The organism is Mesorhizobium sp. CAU 1732, from assembly GCF_039888675.1.
Taxonomy (GTDB): Bacteria; Pseudomonadota; Alphaproteobacteria; order Rhizobiales; family Rhizobiaceae; genus Aerobium.
Window position 1 is genome coordinate 353,375 of record NZ_JBDQQR010000002.1, and the last position, 17,683, is coordinate 371,057.

A 17,683-nucleotide genomic window follows, 5' to 3' on the forward strand; every position below is an offset into this window, starting at 1 on the left:
GATGCCATGGGTCTATTCCGCGGATCTGAGGGCTTCACGGAAAGCGTTGAGAATCTCCGTGCCCGGACGTCCGCGCCCGTCCAGTTCGGCGGCCCATTCCTCGCTGACCTCACCCATGAAGCCCATCAGCTTCTCCTCGTCCGCCGCCGGCAGGCTGACGAAGGTCACGCCGGAATCGGCGATCGTCTGCTTGTCCTTGAGATCGAGGCCGTCGGTCGCCTCGCATCCCTTGACGATCGCTTCCTCGCCGGCCTGCGTGAACGCCTGCTGGACGTTCTCCGGCAGCGCGTCCCAGCGTTCCTTCGAAATCACGTAGGTGACGACGAACGAGCCGAAATTGACGTTCTGCGTGCCGTATTTCAGCAGCGGATGGATGTCGTAGGGCAGCACGCTCGAATGGGGGAAGAGCACCCCGTCGATGGTGCCGCGTGATAGCGCATCGCGCGTTTCCGGCGCGGAGATCTGCACCGGCACGGCACCGACCTTCACGGTTGCGATCTCCTTGGCTCCGCCGGTCGTGCGAAGCTTCAGATTGCGCAGGCTGGCGAGGTCGGTGATCTCCTTGGACGAGGTGAGCACCTGATAGGGTGGCAGCACCAGCACCATCAGAACGCGCACGTCGTTGGGCGCGAATTCCGCCTGGTCGAGCGCGCCGCCCGGCTTGGCGATCTCCCAGAACGCCTTGGTGCCCTGGCACGAGGTGGTGAAATTCTCCGGCAGCTCGGCCACAGAGGACAGCGGCAGCTTGTCGCTGACATAGGACGCGCCGACATAGCCGACGTCGACCACCCCGGTCTGCGTCAAGGCCAGCAAATCCTTGGCCTTGCCGAGTTGCTCTGCCGGATAATAATCGAACCCGGCCTCTCCGCCGGTTAGCTCGGTGACCCGCTCCATCCAGAACTTGGTCATGTTCTCGGGGATGTAGTGGCCGACGGGGAAGCTGTCGCCCACCCGCAGCTTGACGTCCTGCGCCTGCGCGCCGGTCACTCCCAGTATTGCCACGCCCAGAGCGGACGCGGCCATCAGTGCATGTCTGTACCCGTATTTCATGACGTTCTCCTCCTTCTTCTTCAGGTTTTGCCGGCCGGTTACTGCATCGTGGACGGAAGCCACAGGATGATGGCCGGAAAGGCGGTGAGCAGGGCGATGACGATGAGGTGCGCCCAGACATGGGGCAGGACACCCCGGAAAAGCTCGCCCAACGGTCTTCGCGTGTATCGCGCCACCACGAAGACGTTCATGCCCAGTGGCGGCGTCACCATGCCGACCTCTGCCGTCACCACGATGATGACGCCGAACCAGATCGGGTCGAAGCCGAGCGACATCACCAGCGGCAGCACCACCGGCACGGTCAGGATCAGGATAGCGATCTGGTCCATGAAGAAGCCGAGCACGATGTAGCCGAGCAGGATGAAGACCATGATCGTCATCGGCGAGAACGGCAGGCCGCCGACCCAGTCGGTCAGGTCGTTGGTCACGCGTGCGAGCGTGAAATAGTAGCCGAAAATGTGCGCGCCCAGGATGATGAACAGGATCATGCAGGTGGTCTGTGCGGCGCGGCGCAATGCGCCCGACAGCGCCGGGAACGTCAGCTTGCGTTCCTTGATCGCCAGAAGCATTGCCACGAATGCGCCGATGCCCGATGCCTCCGTCGGCGTCGCGATGCCGCTGTAGATTGTGCCGGTCACGGACATGAACAGCAGGATCATCGGGCCGATCCGCGTCAGCGAGGCGAACTTCTCACGCATCGTGTAGGCACGGCCCTTCGGCGCGGACTCAGGCCACAGCCAGACCAGCACCGCGATGGTCGCGATGATGGCGAAGGTGACGATGATGCCGGGTATGATGCCCGCGATCAGCAGCGACGAGATCGAGATGTCGGCGATAATGCCGTAGAGGATCAGCGCGATGGAGGGCGGGATCAGCATGGCGAGCGTGCCGGAGATCGCCACCACGCCGCCGGCCAGCTTGGGTTCGTAGCCCTGCTTCATCATCTCGGGGATCGAGGTGGAGGCGAGCGTCGCGGCCGCCGCCGTGCTCGACCCGGAGATGGCTCCGAAGCCGGCGCCCGCCAAGGCGGTTGCCATGGCGACGCCGCCGCGCAGCCTGCCGACCCAGATCGTCGCGGCGCGGAAGAGGTCGTTGGCGATGCCCGAGATGATGACGAATTCCGCCATCAGGATGAACATCGGGATGGTGATGATCTCGTACGAATTGGCGGTGGAAATCGGCGAGGTGCGCAGAATGCCCGAAAGCACCGGCATCCCACCAAACATATAGAGCCCGATGGCGCCCGAAATCGCCATCGCCAGGGCGACGGGAAGGCCGATGACGAGCAGGACGACAAGTGCGAGGACGACGAGTGTGATGGTCATTCCGCCAGCTCCCGGGCCGGAATTTCGGTAACGGGTGGCGGCGGTGTTTCCACCAGGTCGTGGCCGGTGACACCGGAGGCCGCATGGCCGACCACGCGGTAGAGGCAGCGCAACGTGATGACGAAGCACCCGACCATGACGATGAAATAGGCGATCCAGGTGGGCCAGGGGATGATCGCGGCAATGCGGTCATCATTGACGTAGGCCGACTTGAAGCGCAGCCACGCCTGCCAGCCGATCAGCGCCATGACGATGGTCGAGAGCAGATATCCGAGCGACAGCGACAAATGGCGGGCGCGATGCGGTATCCGGTGCTGGAAGATGTCGATGGCGATGTGGCCATGGTTCTGCAGCGTGTCCGACAAAGCCAGGAAAAACACCGCCACCATCAGATACAGGCCGATGAGGTTGTAGGACCACGACAGCGGCGTGCCGAAGATGTAGCGCATCAACACGTCGGCGACGACGATCAGCATGATCGCCCCCATGGCGACGCTGGACAACACCACCAGCAGCCGTTCGACAACGGCCAGGGCCGCTGACGGCCGGTTTTCCGGCCTTTGGTTCTCGATCATTTCCTTACTCCTCCCAGAGTGCGGTTCAGGCCGCGGCCGCCCGGTTCACCATCGCCATGATCTTGCGCGCGGCGCGCTCGTGCGGCTTGTCGATCATCTTTCCGTCGATCTTGACGACACCGGCTTGCGGGTCGTCGGCGAACGCCGCGATCACCCTTTGCGCCCAGGCGACTTCATCCGGCTTCGGTGTGAAGGCAGCGTTGACCGGATCGACATGGCTTGGATGGATGACCGCCTTGGCGGCGAAACCGTCGCGCCGCGCGGCGTTGGCTTCCGCCTCGACATAAGCGAGATCGCCGATCGTGGTGCAGACCGTGTCGATCGCCACGACTCCGGCCGCCGCCGCGCCCATCAGGCACAGATTGCGCGCCAGCCGGAACGGCTCGGAATAGACGCCGTCGGTGCTGTTTTCGGTCGCGCCGAGCGAGGCGGCGAGGTCTTCCGCTCCCCACATCAGACCCCACAGGCGCGGGCTGGCGTTTTTGTAGCCCGAAAGGCCGAAGATCGACTCCGCCGTCTCGGTCGCAACGGCGACGATGCGTGTCGAACCGTGCTCCAGCCCGGATGCCGCCTCGAAGGCATCGAGATAGGAGGCGAGCTTTTCAACGTCCGCCGCGCCAGCGCATTTCGGCAGCACGATCCCGTCCGGCCGCAGCGGCATCACCGCCGCGAGATCGGACAGCGTCATGCCTGTGTCCAGCGCGTTGACGCGGACGAACCATTTTTGCGCCGTGCGCGCGGTTTCAAGCATCGTGCGCGTGGCGATGCGCGCCGTCTCCTTCGCCTCCACCGAAACCGAATCCTCGAGATCGATGATCAGCGCATCGGCATTGCCGCCGCGCGCCTTTTCGAATTTGCGGGCGCTGTCGCCCGGCACGAACAGGAACGACCGCATCAGGCGACTTCCCGCTTGCGCATCATGCCGGCACGGCGGCAGGTCGCGACGACCTCGCCATTCTGGTTTGTGCAGGTGTGCTCGAACTCGACGATGCCGACGTCGCCGCGCGATTTGCTCTCGCGTTTCGACACGATCCTGGTGTGGCTGCGTAGCGTGTCGCCATGGAAGACGGGCTTGGGAAAGCGCACGTCGGACATGCCGAGATTGCCGACCGTGGTTCCCAGCGTCGTGTCCTGCACGCTCATGCCGATCATGATGCCGAGCGTGTAGAGGCTGTTGAACAGCGGCTTGCCCCACTCCGTCTGCGCCGAGAAATGCGCATCGACATGCAGCGGCTGCGGGTTCATCGTCATCAGGCTGAACGAGATGTTGTCGTATTCGGTCACCGTGCGCGTCAGCGCGTGGCTGAATTCCTGACCGACCTCGAACTCCTCGTAATAAAGACCTGCCATCTATTTCCTCCCTTTCGCGGCAGTCAGGCCGCGTTCTCGTCTCTGCGTCCAAGGACGCCGGTTTTTGCCAGTTCGGCGATGCGGTCGTCCGCAATCCCCCAATCGCGCAACACGGCTTCGCCGCTCTCCCCCGGCGCCTCAGGCGGCGTCGGCGTGGCTGCGGGCGTGCGGCTGAAACGCGGCGCGGGCGCTGGTTGCACCAGCCCGTCGATCGTCGAGAAGGTGTCGCGTTCGGCGTTGTGGGGGTGGGCAGGCGCCTCGGCGAGCGACAGCACCGGCGCGAAGCAGGCATCCGTGCCCTCCAGCAACGCACACCACTCCTCGCGCGTCTTCTGCGCGAAGCGCTGCGCGAGAAGCCGCCTTGCCTCTTCCCAATTGTCCCGCTCGTTCATGTCCGGGAACGTGGCCGGGTCGAACCCCATGCGGGTCAGCAGCAGCGCCTGGAACTTGCCCTCGATCGGCGCGGCCGAAACGTACTTTCCGTCGGCGCAGCAATAGACGTCGTAGTGCGGCGCGCCGCTGTCGAGGATGTTTTCGCCGCGCCCACCCGGCCAGAGACCCGCCGCCTGCAATCCCATCAGGGGCGCTGCGAGCAGCGACACTCCGTCCACGATCGCGGCGTCCACCACCTGCCCCTGGCCCCCGCGCAACGCATTGACGATGCCGCAGACGATACCGAACGCCATCAGGAAACTGCCGCCGGCGAAATCACCCAGCAGGTTGAGCGGCGGTGTGGGCGGTTGTCCGCGCCGGCCGATGGCGTCGAGCGCGCCGGTCAGCGCGATGTAGTTGAGATCGTGGCCCGCCGCCTGCGCAAGCGGCCCTTGTTGGCCCCAGCCGGTCAGCCGACCGAAAACGAGGCGCGGATTGCGTGCGAGGCACGGTTCCGGGCCGAGGCCCAGCCGCTCCATCACGCCGGGCCGGAAACCTTCGACCAGCGCATCCGCGCGGCCGATCAGGTCGAGCGCGCATTCCACGCCCTCCGGCCGCTTCAGGTCCAGCGCGACCGAGCGCCGGCCGCGTGCGGAAAAATTGAAACGGTCGGGCCGCTGGACGCCCAGCCCCGACGATGCCGGGCGGTCGATACGGATCACGTCCGCGCCCATGTCGGACAGAAGCATAGCCGCCAGCGGAGCGGGACCGATGCCCACCATCTCGACCACGCGCAATCCGGCGAGCGGGCCGCTTTTCGCGTCAGCCATGCGCCGCCCTCCCCTTGTCGTGCCAGTCACGGGCGAGGTCCTCGCGGAACTGCGGCGCGGCAATCGCGATCATGCGCTCGGCACGTTGGGACAGCGTGCAGCCACGGAGTTCCGCCACGCCCCACTCGGTCACGACGGCATCGACGTCGCTGCGCGGGCAGGTCACCGTCGTCACCTGCGGCACGATCCGCGAGACCGTCCCGCCTCGCGCGGTCGATGGCAGCGCGATGATCGCGCGTCCGCCCGGCGAAGCGTTGGCCCCGCGCACGAAATCGAGCTGGCCGCCCACCGCGCCGACATAGCGATGTCCAACCGTCTCGGCATTCACCTGCCCGGTGAGGTCAACCTCGACGGCTGAGTTGATGGCGCAGAAGAGCGACAGCGACGCCATGATTTCGACGGCATGGGTGTAGGATGGCGGACACAGCCGGAATGCCGCATTGTCGTTGGCGTAGGCATAGAGCCTGCGCGTGCCGATCAGCAGGCCGGCGATGCTGACGCCGGCGTCCCGTTCCTTGGCCGCGTTGGTGACAACACCGCTCTCGATCAGGTCGACGACACCGTCGAACAGCGCACCCGAATGAATCCCGAGGTCGCGATGACCGGTCAGCTTTGCCACCACCGCCTGGGGTATCGCGCCGACACCGAGTTGCAGCACGGCCCTGTCCGGCACGAGCGACGCGACGTTTTCGGCGATCGCCAGTTCGGTCTCGCCCAGTTCGCCGGCGACAAGCTCCAGCGGCGGGTGCTGTGCTTCCACGGCAAGATCGATGCGTATGTCGGACGGCCATTCGCCGCCCCGGCACAGCGGCGCGTGCCGATTGATTTCCGCGATCACCACGCGCGCGTTCCGCGCCGCCTCGACCACATAGTCGCTCGCGATGCCGAGGTTGAATCCCCCGTCCGGCGAGGCTGCGAGCTGCACCATCACACAGTCTGCCCGCAACGATCCGTCGCCATAGGCGCGCGCGAGCTGCGAATAGTGCCAGGGCAGGATATCCAGCCGGTCCGCCGCAGCCAGCTTCGCCGCCTGTCCGATCGCGCCATAGCCCTCGAAAGCGAGGCCGTTCGGCTCGCCCGCCCAGGTGTCGGAATAGACCGAGCCCAGAAACACCGTGCAGCCGTGCGGCAAGCCGCGTGCATGCGCCAGCCGCCGCGTCAGCGTCAGCGGCTCCGCCGTCGCCTGGCCGACAACGATGCGGTCGCCCGGCCGCAGCATTGCGGCGAAGTCCGGATCGTCGGGGCCTGTCGGCTGCATTGGTCCTCCTTCTGCCGCGCCGTCAGTACGATTTCGGCAGGCCGAGCACGCGCTCGGCGATGTAGGACAGGCAGAGTTGCGGGCTGATCGGCGCGATGCGCGGGATCATCACTTCGCGCAGATAGCGCTCGACGTGGTACTCCTTCGCATAGCCGAAGCCGCCATGCGTCATCACCGCCGTCTCGCAGGCGTGGAACCCGGCCTCGCCGGCAAGGTATTTCGCGGCGTTTGCCGCAGCGCCAGCCGGTTTGCCGGTGTCGTATTGCCAGGCCGCCGAAAGGACCATCATCCACGCCGCTTGCAGCTCCGCCCAGCACTTGGCCAACGGATGCTGGATGCCCTGGTTCTGGCCGATCGGGCGGTTGAAGACGACGCGCTCCTGCGCATAGCGCGCGGCGCGGTTGATCGCGGCCATGCCAAGCCCGACAGCCTCGGCGGCGATCAGGATGCGCTCGGGGTTCATGCCGTGCAGGATGTATTCGAAGCCGCGCCCTTCCTCGCCGATCAGATCGGCCTCCGGGATCTCGAAATTCTCGAAGAACAGCTCGTTGGAATCGACCGCCTTACGGCCCATCTTCTCGATCTCGGCGACCTTGATGCGCTCGCGGTCGAACTTCGTATAGAACAGGCTCAGGCCGTGGGTGGACTTCTTCACCTCGTCCAGCGGCGTGGTACGGGCGAGCAGCAGGATGTTGTCGGCGACCTGTGCCGTCGAAATCCAGATCTTCTGGCCGTTGACGACATAGCGGTCGCCCTTCTTCTCGGCCTTCAGCTTGAGTTGGGTGGTGTTGAGGCCGGTATTCGGCTCGGTCACCGCGAAGCATGCCTTTTCGCGTCCCTCGGCCATCGGCCTGATCATGCGCTGCTTCTGCTCCTCCGTGCCGAAGACGGCGACGGGGTTGAGACCGAAGATGTTGATGTGAACAGCCGACGCCCCCGACAGGCCGGCGCCCGATTCGGCGATGGTGCGCATCACGATCGCCGCCTCGGTGATGCCGAGTCCCGCGCCGCCATAGGATTCGGCGGTGCAGATGCCCAACCACCCCTCGCGCGCCAGCGCATCGTAGAAGTCGAACGGGAAGCCGCCTTCCCTGTCGCGCTTCAGCCAGTAGGCATCGTCGAAGCCGGCGCATATCCGCGCAACGGACTCGCGGATTGCTTCCTGTTCTTCGCTCAGACCGAAATCCATTCTCTTTTCCTCTTCAGGCCAGCGCGGCGTTGCCGCCGGTACTCTTGCGCACGATCCCGCGTTCCAGCATGTCGTCGATCTCCGCGTCGCTAAAACCCGCCTCGCGCAGCACCTCCTCGCTGTGCTCGCCCTGGCGCGGCGCATGGCGTGACGGGCTTGCAGGGCTGCGCGACCACTTCGCCGGCACCGCCATCGTGCGGATCGTGCCTTCGCTCGGGTGTTCCTCCAGCTTGAAGAAACCGGTCGCGGCAAGATGCGGATCCTTCAGCACGCCCTCGAAATCGTGCATCGGCATGGCCGGAACGTCTGCCTTCTCCAGCAGGTCCAGCCACTCCGCGCTGGTGCGGGTGAGAAAGATGTCCGAGAGCGCGCCATAGACCTCGTCGACATTGGCCATGCGCGCCACGAAGGAGCGGAAGCGCGGGTCCGCAGCCGGTATGTCCGTCCGCCCGATCGCGGCGAAGAAGCGATCCCAATGGCCGTCCGTGTAGATCAGCGCGCAGACATAGCCGTCCTTGGTCTGGTACGGCCGGCGCTCGGTGGACAACTGGCGCGGATAGCCGCCCGCATCCAGCGGCGGATCGAAGGTCAGCCCGCCCATGTGGTCGCCCATCACGAACCCCACCATCGTCTCGAACATCGGGATATCGACGCGCTGGCCGACGCCGGTGCGGTCGCGCTCCACCAGCGAGGCGAGAATGGCACCCACCGCCACCAGTCCGACGACGCGGTCGGCCATCGCCGACGGTACGTAGCGCGGCTTGCCCTCGTTCACGCGCGAGAAGAGGTAAGGGATCGTCGCGCCGCCCTGGATCAGATCATCATAGGCGGGACGCGCCGCATAGGGACCGTCCTGGCCGTAGCCGAACATGCCGGCATAGACGAGGCGCGGGTTCACTGCCGCGACGTCCTCATAGGACAGGCCCAGCCGCGTCATCGCCTTGGCGCGCACGTTGTAGACCAGCACGTCGGCGTCGGAGCAGAGCCGCAGCAGCGCCGCGCGCCCTTCCGGCTGCTTCAGATCGAGCGTGATCGAGCGCTTGGAGCGGTTGGCGTTGAGATAGATGGGCCCCATGCCCTCATTGCGGGCCGGGCCGATCTTGCGCACGAGGTCGCCTTCCGGCGCTTCCACCTTGATCACGTCTGCGCCGAAGTCGCCCAGCATCTGGGTCGCGTACGGCCCCATCAGCACGGTCGTCATGTCGATTATGCGGATTCCGGCCAACGGCCCCATGCGTCTCCTCCGCAGCCACCCGTTGCCGGATGCTCCTCGCTGCTTTGTTCATATATATGGACAAATATTATCCATACATGGACAGTAAGGCGATAAGTCGGACTCGAGTCAAGCGGCAAAAGTCGCCGGCAAAAAAATCAACATGCGAAGCAGGGGTATGGGAGGGGTGTAAAGTGGGGCGTGAACGGTTGCGCCACCCGCCAGACGGCGCGCCTCCCCCGAACGGTCGGAAGGTGTTTTCGAGCGCCGTTTCTATCTCATCGGGAACCGTTCAGGCGTCGGGATCCGACGTCCGCATGCCGGGATACAGGCTCTTGAGCCCCTTGACGTTCTTTGCCAGGTAATCCTGGCCGAGATGCAGCGCCACGCCCTCGTGCATGAGATGCGCGAATTCCTCCAGCCGCTTGCCGACCCGGAACCACGGACCAGCAACAGTCATCGCAAACGCGCGATCGCCGAACACGATCGGCACCGCGATGCCGCCCAGATCGGGCGTAAAGGCCGATGAACTCACGAACCAGCCGCGATTGAGCGACACGCGGATGCTGTCCTCGACCGCTTCGATGCTCATCGGGCTGCCCTCGCCATAGCGTTTGAAGACAGCCTTGCGCAGCAGCGAGGTCTGCTGCGCCGGCGGCAACTGGCTCATGATCGCCTGCCCCGTCGCCGTGCCGTGCAAGGGAACGCGGGTCCCGACCTTGGCCGTATAGCGTACCGAGGCCTTGGACTCGATCACCTCCAGAAACACAGCGTGCTGGCCACTTTGCGCCGCGATCCAGACCGTCTCACCACTCTTCTGGGCAATGTCCTTGAGCAAGCTCAGGAGCGCTTCCGGCAGCGGTTCGGCGGCTGCCACTTCCTGCGCCAGCGTCAGCCAGCGCGGTGTCGGATAAAACCGCCCGCGCGCTTCCGGCTCGTAGAGAAAGCCGCGCGACACCAGCGTCGACAGGAGGTTGAACGTGCTGGAACGCGGCCAGCCGAAATGCTGCGACACCTCCGCAAGGCTCGCCGCCTTCTTCCGTTCGGCGAAGAACTCCAACAGTTCCAGAACGTTAACGACTTGCTTCACCAACACGTCTCAAACCTTCCAGCGCTGTTTCCGAAGTGGGAGAAACGATATCTCTCGAGCCCGTTTCTCCTAGTTCTTTCCACAAATCCGCGCTTATTGTCCACCTGAGTGGACAATATTGTTCCGACGCGCGTTGTGCAAGGCTTTGTACCGCCACAAACGCCGACGGTCGAAGTCCATCCCTTCATCCCGCCGGCAGGATCAATTCCCTTCCGCCATCACGAGCACGCGGAGGCTTGCGCGGCGCTATCCCGACGCGGAGAAGATTGATCAGCCTGCGCTCGTCACCGATGCGGAAATGCGCCGCGCAGGCTGCGGCGGTTTCCGGATCGTCGGCCAGTGCCGCCATCGGCCAGGCCGCATAACCCAGATGGGCAAGCTCAAGCCACATGCGGTAGAATTCGCGGCCGGTCGCGATCGCAGGTTCGTCGTGGGGCCGGTGGAACAGCACGACCGCTGTCGATGACAGGGTCTTGCCGCGCTCGCCCAGCATCAATCCGGCGATGCGGGTTGCGTCAAGGATGCGGAAGAGCGGACCCGCCCCGAGCGCCAGCCGGGCCGCATGGCCCTCAAACGTACTCAGACCCAGGGCCTCCAGATTGAGGCCGTCGCGGTCATAGTCAGGGTGAGATCGGATAAGCCGCATCCAGCCGACGAGCTCGGCGCGATAGTCGTCGTTGCGATAGAAGCGCAGGCTTGCTTCGTCATTGAGCCCGGCCAGCATCTCCAGATCGGCGCGTTCCGTGGCGAGCGCGACGTCGTCGCGGGCGGCCGCCCACGCCGCAAGCCCTTTCTTGGCGCTATCGCCTGCAGCTTCAAAACCAGCGCGCCATGTGAACCGGGCATCGACGGCCCACGAGAGCGAAGATGGCTCACCGCCGTCGCGCGGGACGATGCTGGCGGCGGGTCGGAGGCCTTTCGCCGATGCCGATTGCCAGAGGTCTTCCACATGGATCGCGGAGACGCCGAGCTCAGCCAGCGCGATGATCGTGCCTTCGACCGCCGCGCCACAGGACACACCCGCGTCACGCCCGTGCGGATCGCCCACTTTCAGGAAGCGGCTTTCATCCGCAAGCACGGTGATCGTTCCGTCAGCCTCGAAACGCCAGCGCGCCGGCTGGGTGTTGTGCACCGAGGGCGCCAGATTGGCACGGCTGACGATGCGCTCCCGCGTCGCCTCATCCAGCATGGCGGAGGTCCTTGCGATAGAGATGGAGGCGATGCAGCGGACGCGCGCCGGCTTTCTCCGCCTGCCTGAGGCTCGCCTTGTTCACATCCGCGATCCATGTGCCGCCGACGGTCCTGTAGCCGGCTTTCTTCATCGCAGAGGCGACGTGCCAGAGCATCAGCGGATTGACGCCTTCGCCCTGATGCTCGGGCAGGACGCCCTGGAAGATGATCACCGCGCGGCGACGCGTCAGCCGGTATTTCAGATAGTGCCACGGGGTCGAAAGCCGCAGCCGCGCCCCGGTCGCCCGCACCAGCGGGTTCAGATCGGGTATGGCGATGATCGCGCCGATCGCCTCGCCCTTCCTTTCGAGGACCACCGAAATGCGCGGATCGATGATCGTCTTCATCTCGTTCGCCTGGAAGTCGAATTCCTCCTTCGTGACCGGCACGAACATCGGATTGTCGATGAAGGAGGCGTTGAGGATCGTCCGGGCATCCTCCATGCGCCGTTCCAGCGAACGGCGGTTGACGGGTGCAAAGGCATAGTCGCCGCTGGCGAGCAACGCCCGCTGCCTCGGGCCGAGAAGCATCTCGGGATCGGTCGTCGTCAGGTCGATCTCGATCGTGGTCATGGGAAATTCCGCGGTGTAGCCGGCTGTCTCGAGCAGCCGCTTCAGGTGCGGCGGGCTGTAGATCTGGTCGGTATAGGGAGGATGCTCGTAGCCGTCGGTCAGCACACCCGCCTGCTGCATCGCCGTGAGGTTGAAATTGCCGGCGATCTCGCTGAAGCCGCGACTGCGCGCCCAATCTTCAGCGCTGGAAAGCAAGGCATTGGCCGCTTCCTGGTCGTCGGCACAGTCGAAATAGCCGAAGCAGGCGCGGCTCGTCCCATGAAGCTTGTTCGAGGCCGCATGGACATGGGCGGTTATTCTCCCGACCGGTCGGCCGTCGCGATGCGCCGTGAAGACGCTGATCTCGTCCCTGCTCGAAAACAGCGGGTTGGCGTCTGCCGAGAGGAAGCGTTGCAGATCGTTGCGCATCGGCGAGACGTAGAGCGTATCGGGACCATAAGCGACGAAGGGTGCCTCGAAGAACGCATCGAAATCGCCTTTCCTAATGTCGATCATGGCCTCTCTCCGAGATCAGCAGCGCCACGCGCTGGACCGCGCGCAGCTCGGTTTCCGCGCCGGGCGTGGCGGCGAGCGCGGGCATGTTCAGCGCCACCAGCGTCAAGGGTTCGCGCGAGACCAGCATCAGATGCGTTACCTCGTAACGCTCGAAGATCGCCTGAAGCTGCTCGATCCCCGGCTGTTTCGGCGTCTGCTTGCGTATCTCCCCGACATGGCGCACCGGATCGGCGGCGAAGACGGTTTCGAGTTCCGCCGTGTCGAATTCTGAGAGGTCGGAGGGCTCCAGCATCAGCGCGCCTTCCACCAGCATATGCTCGCGCAGACCGCTCAGGAACGCGGCGGCGTCGGTCTCGCTGCCATAGGCGATGTGGGTGAGCAGGCTGTCGCGACGCTCTTCCGCGCCGAGATTCATGGCGTCGATGAAGATCGCCGCGACCAGCGCGGCGCACAGGGCGAGCGCGACCGATTGCACCATGCCGGCGAAATCCAGCCCCGCAATCGCGCCGATGCCGATGCCGCCGATGACGGCCGAAACGACCAGCACCGCGAACGCCTTCACCGTATCGCGGTGGCCGAGGCTGCTGCGGCCCGCGCCCACCACGAGCCAGCAGATGAAGAGGATGGCGATGCCCGCCATGCGAACCGGCAATTGCGATCCGTCGAAGCGGAAATCGGTGACGAGAAACGGCAGGATCAGAAGCAGCGACAGCGCGATCCGATCGGTCAGCCAGTTCTCGCGCGGGGACAGCGAGGCACGGTCGCGCGTCACCACCATCCAGCCAGCGGCAAGGAAACCGGCAAACTGGAAGGCGAGCAGCCCATAGGAGCGAAATGGCTCCACCAGCGCGATCGGCAGGAAGGCCAGCACGGTAAACAGTGCGGTTCCGGCCAGGAGCCCGTATTTGACGAGAGGCGGCGCGTGGCGGCGCAAAAGCCCCTCCGCGAGCACGACGGCCGCGAGCGGGATCAGCCCTGCCGAGATGTACATCACCGGCAGGAAGAGGGAGTTCTCCGTGATCCACCACAGGAGCCGCCCAGTCAGAAGCACGATCAGCACGATGAGGCCGAGCTGGAAGCGTCCCGTCAGAGCGTCAGCGGGGCCGGAACGGCGCAGCACGCCGAACAGAACCAGCAGCCCGACGATCGCCGCCAGCGTCACGAGGCTGTCCGCGATGAGATGAGCCTGCGTCATCGCTCAGGCCGTCAGCTTCGTAAGGAAGCGCCGCACGACCGGGCGCAGCAGAGCGGCTGTCAGGACATTGCGGGGTCGCTCCACGCGGCCGCGATACGGGTTGAAGAACCAGCCCCGTTCGTCCGTATCGGTTTTCTCGCCAAGCAACAGCGCGATCGTCTCATAGGCCATCAGCATGCCGGTCGTGATGACCATCGGCGCGAACGACATGCGGCTGCGCTTGCCAGCCGCGACCTCACCCGCGAGTTCGAGGTTCACATGATGACGCGAAGAGGAATGAAGGACCACATGCTCGGCCTCGCGGAGGAAAGCTTCCTTCCGCTGTGCGTCCGAAACGGCGTTCCACGCAGTGCCGATCGTGGGGTAGCCGAGGCGCTCCTCCGGCATCGGCCGGCCGGGCCGTGTGACATAGACCGACGGCAGCGGCGAAGCGTAGGCGTCGATCACCGGTTTTCCGAGCCGGCGCGCGGTGCGGTAGAGCAACAGCGAGGCCGCGAGGTCGTCGGTGCCGTTCACCACCACGTCGCATTGCCCGACGATTACGTCGACATGGTCCGCCCACTGGTCCTTGTGGACCGTGATATCCAGCTCCGGATTGATGGTGAGGCACTGGTCGCGCGTCGCCTCGGCCTTGTGCTGCCCTACCGTATCCAGATTGGCGAAGACCTGCCGGTTGAGATTGGAGATCTCGAACGCGTCGAGATCGGCCAGCACCAGATGCCCGACGCCAGCGCGTGCAAGCGCCAGCACGCAGGCCCCGCCCATTCCGCCCGTGCCACAGACGAAGACGCGCGCACCGCGCAGCCTCTCCTGCTGCTCGGCGGTGATGAAGCCGATGTTGCGCGTCGTGAACTCGGCATAGCTGAACGCCTGCTTCACCGCCCCCATGGTCGCAGCCCTCCCCATTGCCGGCTGGAATCCAGCCAGTAGATCAGCGGCAGAATCAGGCCCTGAAGACCGATCAGCCCCGCCGACAAAAGCAGATGGCGCAGGGATTCGCGCGGTACCGATTCCGTCAGATATTTGCGCGCCGCGTTGAGATCCATCTGCCCAAGCTGGAGCAGGTCGTCGCCCCGCTCGTAATCGAGCATGTCGCGGCAGAACGCGTTGTAGCTTTCGTCGCGATGCCCGGCCGCTTCCTCGAAACTCTTCTTCAGCCCGTCCGAGCCGCCCGTATAGGCGTTGGTGATGACGAAGCGATCTTCCTCGAAGCCGGCATCCTCTCCGACGCCGAAGACGTGGCGGTGGCCGCGCATGATCTGCCGCGCCAGCAGCACATGGGCGAAGCTGCGCCGATCCTGCGCCTGCGGCGCGGGATAGACGTTGGAGAAATTCTGCGTGACGAGGCCGATGACGGCCGGCACTTGCGTGACGTTCGATATCCAGAAAGGCCGAAGCTGGTTGCGGATGAAGATGAGTAAGCAGGTCAGGCCGTAGAGAACCCAGGAAAGCCCCTGGCTGCGCTGTCCCGGATCGACCATGACCAGCCCAAGATGCACCACCTCCTGCGGCCTGCCGTTAAGCGAGAGGTTCATCACCGCGAGCGCGTTGAACGCGATCGGAACCTGCTCCTTGCGGCTGTAGACGATCGTGACGATGCTGTCCTTCAGCCGCGAGCGGTCGGCCGAGAAGATGCCGTAGGTCAGGTCCTCGCCCGACAGGCTGGCCGAGGCGACGCGCTTCAGGTCCTCCCTCAGCGCCTCGATGTCGCGATCCTCCATCCATATGCCCGGCCGCTCGACGATGCGCGTCTCGATACCCTTGCCGACGCGCATCCTGACGTCGAGATGGTCCTGGGTCAGCGATTTCAGCCAGACGCCGAGCATGTGCTCACCTCCGTGCCGGCTCGACGAAGAGCGGCATGCCGCCTTTCGGCCGCAGCGTGATGGAGAATTGCGGATAGATACGGTGCGCGGGATCGGGCGTGAAGCGCACGCGCCGTATCAGCGTCGCCAGCAGGATCGCCGCCTCCATCTGCGCCAGCTTCATGCCGATGCAGATGCGCCCGCCGCCGCCGAACGGCATATAGGCGAACCGGTGCCGCCCTTTCGCATTTTCTTCACGGAAGCGATCAGGATCGAAAAGGCCAGGGTCGGACCAGTGCTTGCGATGCCGGTGCAACACATAGACCGCCACCGTCACGTGATCGTCCTCGTCGATATCCATGTCACCCAGCCTCGTATCCACGACTGCCGTCCGGCCCACTGCAGCCGCCGGGGGATAGAGCCGCATCGTTTCCTGCACGACGCGGTTGGTGAGATCGAGCTTCTCGGCATGCACCGCCGTCACGGGGCCCTCGCCGCAGATGTCGTGTGCCTCGCGGGCGAGCGCTTCCTGGAGGTCGGGCCGGTGCGCCAGGATCGACAGCGCCCAGGTGACGGCCAGAGCCGTCGTCTCGTGGCCGGCGCCGATGAAGGTGAGGATGTTGTCGATCACCTCCTCCGTCGATAGCGCTTCGCCGGTTTCGGGATCGCGCGCGAGCGTCAGCAGGGCAGCAAGGTCGGGCCGGTCCTCGCCCAGTTCGCGCGGCGCGTCGATGACGTCGCGCGCGGCCTGCCGAAGCCTGCCGATCGCGGTGCGGCCGCGATGGCGGGTCCGCGGAAACCATTCGGGAAACCCGAAATAGTCGAAGAGATCGAGATTGCCGTGCGTCTCGAAATAGGTGGTGATGTCGCGCGAGATCGCATCGCGGTCGTAGATGTCGCCCGGATCGCCGAACAGCGCCTCCACGATGATGTCGAGCGTGCCGGCCACCAGCTCGTGCAGGATGTCGATGCGCGAACCCGGTTCGAGCGCTGCGAGCCTTGCGGCCGTCTCCTCGCCGATCGCCGCCATCGAGGGGGCGAGCGCGGCGATCTTCTCGTGGCGGAAGACCGGCGCGGCGGCCCGGCGCTGCGCGCGCCAGCTCTCGCCTTCGGCCGTCAGCAGCCCGTTGCCCATGGCGGGCTTCAAAAGCCGATTCACGAAGCGTGACTTGATGTAGGAGCCGGCATCGTCGAGCAGCACCGTCTTGGCCAATTCCGGGTCGGTGACGGTGATGAATTTCTGTCCCGGCAGCCGCATGACGCTGAGCTGGCTGTCGAACATGTCGTCCGACCAGAGCTCGAGCGGATTGCGCACCACGGCCGCAAGCCCGCGAAGCGTACCGAGCGGTCGTGAGGGCGGTGGAACGGTTGGGGGATAAAGAGCGATCAAGCTGCCTTGCGCGTTATGGTGTTCGGTGCCGAACAATGGACCTACACTATCCCGGCTTCGTCTGCACGGTGCAACCTTACGTCGCAATCTCAAAAGGCCGGCCGTTCCATGGGGAGCGTCATCGCGCATCTGCCGCCTGCATGAGTTGCGCGTGGACGAGAAAGCGCAATGGGCCGGGCTGCATCGCGCCGAACGGCCAGCACGTGGCAAGCACGAGGGAACGGCCGGACGCGTAGGGATCGATCCCCGATACGTCCCAGCGCACCACCGACGTGCTGGAAACACGATAGGAAAAGACCCGTCCGTCATCGCGCGTCACACGGATTTCGTCGCCCTCCACCACGTTGGCGAGGAATGCGAAATGGGTATCGCGGTGCGCGGCATAGACCGCCGTTCCCGCCTCTCCCGCCGCCGGCGTGCCATCGAGGTGGCCGGGGCCGAACGCCAGCGCCTCGCCGCTCGCGCCCTTCAGAACGATCGCGCTCTCGCCAAGACGCACGGCTTCGATGCGCGCCACGGGCCAGGTGTCGGCCCATGACCATGGCTTCACCGGCTCACCCGTGGCGAGAGTGCTTGCGAAGGCCTGCTCCAGAAGATGCTGCGCGAGGAGCGCCTTCGCGTGGATCCATCCACCCTGGCCGAGGAGGACGAGCCCCACGGCCAGGAGAAGCGAAGCTGACAGCATGGCCAGCCTGCTTCGCGCGGCCGGGCTGCGCGACGGGCTTGCGGAAATGTCCGCTTCCC

Annotated in this window: 17 protein-coding genes; all 17 read right to left on the reverse strand. The window is 65.2% G+C overall.

Annotation, left to right across the window (positions count from 1 at the left end; translation table 11 throughout):
• Nucleotides 1–12 precede the first annotated feature (12 nt).
• Complete coding sequence (gene dctP, locus AAFN55_RS19435; protein ID WP_347800624.1) at nt 13–1,050, reverse strand: TRAP transporter substrate-binding protein DctP; 1,038 nt, start codon at nt 1,048–1,050, stop codon at nt 13–15.
• 38 nt (nt 1,051–1,088) lie between these two features.
• Nucleotides 1,089–2,375 (reverse strand): TRAP transporter large permease, encoded by a 1,287-nt coding sequence (locus AAFN55_RS19440; RefSeq protein ID WP_347800625.1) that lies wholly within the window; start codon nt 2,373–2,375, stop codon nt 1,089–1,091.
• Nucleotides 2,372–2,950 (reverse strand): TRAP transporter small permease, encoded by a 579-nt coding sequence (locus AAFN55_RS19445; RefSeq protein WP_347800626.1) that lies wholly within the window; start codon nt 2,948–2,950, stop codon nt 2,372–2,374. The genes AAFN55_RS19440 and AAFN55_RS19445 overlap by 4 nt, the downstream gene beginning before the upstream one ends.
• A gap of 25 nt (nt 2,951–2,975) precedes the next feature.
• The gene (locus AAFN55_RS19450) at nt 2,976–3,845 is read right to left on the reverse strand and encodes a CoA ester lyase (RefSeq protein WP_347800627.1); all 870 of its coding nucleotides are present in this window, start codon (nt 3,843–3,845) and stop codon (nt 2,976–2,978) included.
• On the reverse strand, nt 3,845–4,300 hold the full coding sequence (locus AAFN55_RS19455) for a MaoC family dehydratase (RefSeq protein ID WP_347800628.1): 456 nt from the start codon (nt 4,298–4,300) through the stop codon (nt 3,845–3,847). The genes AAFN55_RS19450 and AAFN55_RS19455 overlap by 1 nt, the downstream gene beginning before the upstream one ends.
• 23 nt (nt 4,301–4,323) lie before the next feature.
• Nucleotides 4,324–5,502: a CaiB/BaiF CoA-transferase family protein gene (locus tag AAFN55_RS19460; protein WP_347800629.1), complete on the reverse strand. Its 1,179-nt coding sequence runs from the start codon at nt 5,500–5,502 to the stop codon at nt 4,324–4,326.
• Complete coding sequence (locus AAFN55_RS19465; RefSeq protein WP_347800630.1) at nt 5,495–6,760, reverse strand: acetyl-CoA hydrolase/transferase C-terminal domain-containing protein; 1,266 nt, start codon at nt 6,758–6,760, stop codon at nt 5,495–5,497. The genes AAFN55_RS19460 and AAFN55_RS19465 overlap by 8 nt, the downstream gene beginning before the upstream one ends.
• 22 nt (nt 6,761–6,782) lie before the next feature.
• Entirely contained in the window at nt 6,783–7,949 is a 1,167-nt protein-coding gene (locus AAFN55_RS19470; protein WP_347800631.1) for an acyl-CoA dehydrogenase family protein, read from the reverse strand.
• A gap of 13 nt (nt 7,950–7,962) precedes the next feature.
• Complete coding sequence (locus AAFN55_RS19475; protein WP_347800632.1) at nt 7,963–9,183, reverse strand: CoA transferase; 1,221 nt, start codon at nt 9,181–9,183, stop codon at nt 7,963–7,965.
• Between the two features lie 271 nt (nt 9,184–9,454).
• The gene (locus AAFN55_RS19480; RefSeq protein WP_347800633.1) at nt 9,455–10,252 is read right to left on the reverse strand and encodes an IclR family transcriptional regulator; all 798 of its coding nucleotides are present in this window, start codon (nt 10,250–10,252) and stop codon (nt 9,455–9,457) included.
• A 184-nt stretch (nt 10,253–10,436) separates the two neighbouring features.
• On the reverse strand, nt 10,437–11,441 hold the full coding sequence (locus tag AAFN55_RS19485; RefSeq protein ID WP_347800634.1) for a hypothetical protein: 1,005 nt from the start codon (nt 11,439–11,441) through the stop codon (nt 10,437–10,439).
• The gene (locus AAFN55_RS19490; RefSeq protein ID WP_347800635.1) at nt 11,431–12,549 is read right to left on the reverse strand and encodes a GNAT family N-acetyltransferase; all 1,119 of its coding nucleotides are present in this window, start codon (nt 12,547–12,549) and stop codon (nt 11,431–11,433) included. Before AAFN55_RS19490 ends, AAFN55_RS19485 begins: the two co-directional genes overlap by 11 nt.
• Nucleotides 12,536–13,744: a hypothetical protein gene (locus AAFN55_RS19495; RefSeq protein ID WP_347800636.1), complete on the reverse strand. Its 1,209-nt coding sequence runs from the start codon at nt 13,742–13,744 to the stop codon at nt 12,536–12,538. Before AAFN55_RS19495 ends, AAFN55_RS19490 begins: the two co-directional genes overlap by 14 nt.
• 3 nt (nt 13,745–13,747) lie before the next feature.
• On the reverse strand, nt 13,748–14,632 hold the full coding sequence (locus AAFN55_RS19500; RefSeq protein ID WP_347800637.1) for a ThiF family adenylyltransferase: 885 nt from the start codon (nt 14,630–14,632) through the stop codon (nt 13,748–13,750).
• Nucleotides 14,620–15,570, reverse strand: a complete 951-nt coding sequence (locus AAFN55_RS19505; RefSeq protein WP_347800638.1) for a hypothetical protein — start codon at nt 15,568–15,570, stop codon at nt 14,620–14,622. The genes AAFN55_RS19500 and AAFN55_RS19505 overlap by 13 nt, the downstream gene beginning before the upstream one ends.
• A 4-nt stretch (nt 15,571–15,574) precedes the next feature.
• A complete protein-coding gene (locus AAFN55_RS19510; protein WP_347800639.1) occupies nt 15,575–16,939 on the reverse strand; it encodes a cytochrome P450 in 1,365 nt (454 codons plus the stop codon).
• Between the two features lie 118 nt (nt 16,940–17,057).
• Nucleotides 17,058–17,624, reverse strand: coding sequence for a class GN sortase (locus tag AAFN55_RS19515; protein ID WP_347800640.1), 567 nt, complete (start codon nt 17,622–17,624; stop codon nt 17,058–17,060).
• Between the last annotated feature and the right edge of the window lie 59 nt (nt 17,625–17,683).